Genomic DNA, 4,607 nt, shown 5'->3' with positions numbered 1-4,607 from the left:
TTTATAACACACAGCACCCACCCCGCGCGGGCCGCGCGGGTGCCGCAACCGGCCGCGGCCGACGCCACCCCGGCGGAAGAGGGCGAGGCCGACGCGGCCAAGCCAGCGCGCAAGAAGTCGACCCGTCCCGCGCACAAGGCGCCGGCCCGCAAGCCGGCCGCGCGCGGACGCCGCCCGGCCAAGCCGAAAGCGGGTTCCGAGAACGGCTGACCCGGCGGCAGGACGCGCGTGCGCCGCACGCGCGCCGCCCCTGCAATAATGGACAGGCCTGCGACGGCGCAGGCGACGCCGCACCGACCGCCGAGGAGCCTGCCATGCGAGTGCCTGCCGGACTGTTGCTGTTGTTTGCCCTGAGCGGCCTGGCGGCGGCAGCGCCGCCGGCCGACCATCCCATCCTCGGCATCTGGCGTCTCAGCCTGCCCGAGCTGGGCTGCTCCGAGACCTACCGCTTCCGCGGCGACGGCACTACCCTGGTCACCAGTGCCGACGAAGTGTCCGAGAGCGAATTCAAGATTCCCGACAAGCCCAGCGCCAAGGGCTTCTACCGCCTGGAAGACCGCATCACCAAGGACAACGGCAAGAAGGATTGTTCCGGGGCGATCATGAAGGTCGGCACGCGGGCAACCAACTTCATCCGCTTCCACCCGTCCGGAGCGCTGTTCCTGATGTGCTCGGACGAAACGATGGAGTCCTGCATCGGTCCCTTCGAGCGCGTGAACGGCGAGGAAGCCTAGAACCTGACGGAATAGGTCTTGCCGCGTCGGCAATAGGCGGGGTCATCGCTTCGGTGTATATTGCTGTGCGAAACGACAACCCCATCCTGCCCCATGTCCCCGGTACTTCTCTTCATCATCCTCATCGCGTATTTCGCCTTGCTGCTCGGCGTCGCCTGGGCCACCTCGCGCAACGCCGACAACGACAGCTTTTTCATCGGTAACAAGAGCAGCAACTGGATGCTGGTCGCCTTCGGCATGGTCGGCACGACCCTCTCGGGCGCCACCTTCATCAGCGTGCCGGGCAACGTGGGCGCGGACGGCTTCGGCTACGCCCAGATCCTGATCGGCTACGTGATCGGCTACATCCTGGTGGCCTACCTGCTGCTGCCGCTCTACTACCGCCTGAAACTGACCTCGATCTACCACTACCTGGACGTGCGCCTGGGACGCCGCGCCTACCAGAGCGGCGCGGGCTTCTTCATCGTCTCGCGCCTGCTGGGCGCCACCGCGCGCCTTTACCTGGTCGTGAACATCCTGCAGGCGATCATCCTCGACAGCCTGGGCATCCCGTTCTGGATCACGACCCTGGTCATCCTGGCCATGATCCTGATGTACACCTACCAGGGCGGCGTCAAGACCATCGTCTGGACCGACACCCTGCAGACCAGCTGCATGCTGTTCGGCCTGTTCGCCTGCGTCTGGTTCCTGCTGAACGAACTGGGCATGTCGGTGCCCGAGAGCCTGGACGCGATGCGGTCGCAGGGCCTGTCGCGCATCTTCACCACGGACTTCGACAGCCCCAGCTTCTTCCTCAAGCAGATCGTGGCCGGCGCCTTCATCGTGCTGACCATGACCGGCATGGACCAGGAAATGATGCAGAAGACGATCTCGGTCAAGACGGTGGGCGACTCGCAGAAGAACCTGCTGACCCTGACGGGCGTGCTGGTGGTGGTGCTGATGGCCTTCCTGTTCCTGGGCGGGCTGCTGTACCTGTACGCCCCGAGCGTCGGCGTGAGCGCGACCGGCGACAAGATCTTCCCGGCGGTGGTGATGGGCCATTTGCCGGCCACGGTGCAGATCATCTTCCTGATCGCCCTGATTTCGGCCCTGTTCCCCAGCGCCGACGGCGCGATCACGGCCCTGACTTCGTCCTTCTGCATCGACATCCTGGGCATCAAGCGCCGCGAGGACCTGAGCGAAGCCGGCAAGGAGCGCCTGCGCCGCCACGTGCACCTGGGCTTCGCCTTCCTGTTCCTGCTGCTGGTGCTGGCCTTCAAGGCGGCCGACAACCCGAGCATGATCGTCGTGATCCTGAAGCTGGCCAGCTATACCTATGGCCCGCTGCTGGGCCTGTTCGCTTTCGGCATGATGACCACGCGCACCCTGACCGACCGCCTGGTGCCCTATGTGACGATTGGCGCACCGATTCTTTGCGCGCTCCTTGAGTACAATCAGGAATACCTGCTCGGCTCTTACCGACTCGGGCTGGAATTGCTCATGGTAAATGGCATACTCGTCTATGCCGGCTTGTTCGCGATTTCCCAGCGCGCACGGGCCGGAGCCGGACCGGCAGCCGTTGCCGCCTGATCGCACCACGTACATACATATCGGAGTTTCGATGGCCTTCAAGCCCTTCAGCGCCCTGCGGCGCGGCTTCAGCTGGTTGTGGGGCGCGCTCGACGCGACGCGCCGCACCTTCTTCAACCTCCTGTTCCTGCTCTTCCTTATCCTGCTGGCCTGGATGATCTTCGGCGGCAGCGGCGTCAAGCCGATCGGCAACAACACCGCCCTGGTGCTGGAGCTCAAGGGCGAGCTGGTCGAGCAGTACCAGACCACCCTGCGCGAAACCGTGCTCGACAGCGTCGGCGGCGACAGCAAGCGCACCGTGCGCCTGCGCGACGTGCTGCTGGTGCTGGACAAGGCCGCCAAGGACCCGAACATTTCCACCGTCGTGCTGCTGCTCGACGAGATGGACGGCGGCGGCCTGGCCATGCTGCGCGAATTCGGCGCCGGGGTCGACCGCGTCAAGGCCGCCGGCAAGAAGGTGGTGGCCTGGAGCGGCAACTACGACCAGAAGCGCTACCTGGTGGCCTCGCACGCCAACGAGGTCTACATGCACCCGATGGGCATGGTGATGATCGAAGGCTTCGGCCGCCACAAGAACTACTACCGCGACGCGCTCGACAAGCTGGGCGTGACGGTCAACCTGATGAAGGTCGGCACCTATAAAAGTTTCGCCGAGCCCTATATCGCCAACGGCCCGTCGGACGCCGCGCGCGAGGCCGACACCTTCCTCTACAACGCCCTGTGGTCCGGCTATACCGCCGAGGTCGAGAAGAACCGCAAGTTGAACGGCGGGGCGGTCGCGGCCTTCGTCGAGACGCTGCCGCAGCAGATGGAAGCGGCCGGCGGCAGCTTCTCGAAGGTGGCGCTGGCCAACAAGCTGGTCGACGGCCTCAAGACCCGCGACGAGATGCGCGAACTGCTGGTCAAGCGCGGCGTGTATGAGGAGGACATCAAGTCCTTCCGCCAGGTCGGCTTCTACGACTACCTGTCGCGCCACCCGCAGAAGCCTTTCGGCAGCGCGGTCGGCGTGATTGTCGCGGCGGGCAACATCACCGAGGGCACCGGCGGTCCAGGCGTGGTCGGCGGCCTGACCACGGCCAACCAGATCCGCCAGGCCCGCGAGGACGACGAGATCAAGGCCGTGGTGCTGCGCGTGGATTCGCCCGGCGGCAGCGCCTACGGCTCCGAGCTGATCCGCCGCGAACTGGAGCTCACGCGCGCCGCCGGCAAGCCAGTGGTGGTGTCGATGGGCAGCCTGGCGGCTTCGGGCGGCTACTGGATCTCGATGGCGGCCGACGAGGTGATCGCCGACCCCTATACCATCACCGGTTCGATCGGCGTGTTCGCCATCCTGCCCACCGCCGAGAAGGTGCGCGACAAGCTGGGCATCCATACCGACGGCGTGACCACCACCTGGCTGGCCGACGCCTACAACCCGCTGCGTCCGCTCGACCCGCGCTTCGGCCAGGTGGTCCAGAGCAGCATCAACCACGTCTACAGCGAGTTCACCACCAAGGCCGCGGCCGCGCGCAAGACCACGGTGGCCAGGATCGACGAAGTGGGGCAGGGCCGGGTCTGGACCGGCGCCCAGGCCAAGGAGCGCGGCCTGGTCGACCGCCTGGGCAGCTATGGCGACGCCCTGGATTCCGCCGCCCGCCGCGCCAAGCTGGGCGGCGACTACCGTGTGAGCTACGTCGAGCGTCCGGTGACGCGCGTCGAGCGCTTCCTGCAGCTGATGGGCGCCTCGGCCGCCCAGGCGGTCACGATCCAGGTCAAGCTCGGCCTGCTGGAGGAAGCCTTGCCGGCCGGCCCGTTGGCGCAAGTGGCCGAGGACATGGCCTTCCTGTCGGAGCTGACCAGGGAACGCCAGCCTTTCGCAGCGGTGACCCACTGCCTGTGCGGGCTCCCGTGAAAAGCCATGTAGCGAGTTTGTAACCGTTTCCTACAAGGGAAAAACGGGCGCGGAACAGGTTTCCGCGCCCGTTTTTCGTTTACCTCCCGTGAACATGCGCGGAACGGTGTAAATCGGTGTTAAGCCGCCCGTTTCACAGGCGGGATCGAGGTGCGCGCAATGTACGTTACGAAACATATCGCGCAAAAACACCATGCTACAGTCGACCGGACATCAGATGACATCAAGGCATTCTGGCCGGAAAGACAAGGAAGAGCATGGACGCCCCGACCACACCCCGACCACCCCTAACGCACGGCCCCGTACAGACGCCGCGCAAGCGCCGCGCCCGCATCGTCGGCAGCCTCGTCGCCATGCTGGCGATGATCGGCCTGGCGGTGCTGGCCTGGTACCTGACGCACCGTCCGGCCGCG

The 4,607-nt window shown here is 65.9% G+C and carries 3 protein-coding genes and 1 pseudogene; all 4 read left to right on the top strand.

All coding sequences use genetic code 11. The features are described from left to right. Positions 1-210, top strand: a pseudogene (locus KBW98_RS23510) (hypothetical protein); the annotation flags it as partial. Between the two features lie 104 nt (positions 211-314). Continuing rightward, positions 315-734, top strand: a complete 420-nt coding sequence (locus KBW98_RS23505; protein WP_229429392.1) for a hypothetical protein — start codon at positions 315-317, stop codon at positions 732-734. A 93-nt stretch (positions 735-827) separates the two neighbouring features. Beyond that, positions 828-2,303 (top strand): sodium:solute symporter, encoded by a 1,476-nt coding sequence (locus KBW98_RS23500; RefSeq protein WP_211522593.1) that lies wholly within the window; start codon positions 828-830, stop codon positions 2,301-2,303. 31 nt (positions 2,304-2,334) lie between these two features. Then, positions 2,335-4,194 (top strand): signal peptide peptidase SppA, encoded by a 1,860-nt coding sequence (gene sppA / locus KBW98_RS23495; protein WP_211522592.1) that lies wholly within the window; start codon positions 2,335-2,337, stop codon positions 4,192-4,194. Positions 4,195-4,607 lie beyond the last annotated feature (413 nt).

Origin of the sequence: Massilia sp. ST3, assembly GCF_018119405.1 — a bacterium.
In the GTDB taxonomy this organism is placed as follows: Bacteria; Pseudomonadota; Gammaproteobacteria; order Burkholderiales; family Burkholderiaceae_D; genus Telluria.
The sequence above is the reverse complement of the archived record's forward strand: the minus strand, read 5'-3'. Positions and strand labels throughout refer to the sequence as shown.